Annotated in this window: 1 protein-coding gene; it reads right to left on the bottom strand. The window is 85.1% G+C overall.

Annotated elements, in window-relative coordinates; genetic code table 11:
• Positions 1-221 (bottom strand): hypothetical protein (locus VR44_RS49490; protein ID WP_045952759.1); only part of this gene is annotated, 221 nt, incomplete at both ends.

The raw sequence follows: 221 nt of genomic DNA, 5'->3' as shown, positions 1-221 counted from the left end.
CCCAGTTCGGCGGCGGCCAGCAGGTCGGGCACCCGGGCCGGCACGGCCGCCGCGAGGTGGGCCGCCGCGGCCGCCAGCGCCCGCCGCGCCCGCTGCTTCGGGTCGGGGGTGAGCGCCGCGGCGCGTTCCAGGAAGGCGGCCGCCGCGGCCCGCCCGCCGCGCGCCAGCGCCCGGTCGGCGGAGCGCTCCAGCTCGGCGGCCACCTCCTCGTCCGGCCCGAC

It is taken from the genome of Streptomyces katrae (assembly GCF_000966975.1).
GTDB lineage: Bacteria > Actinomycetota > Actinomycetes > Streptomycetales > Streptomycetaceae > Streptomyces > Streptomyces katrae.
This window is presented reverse-complemented; position numbering and strand designations above follow the sequence as displayed.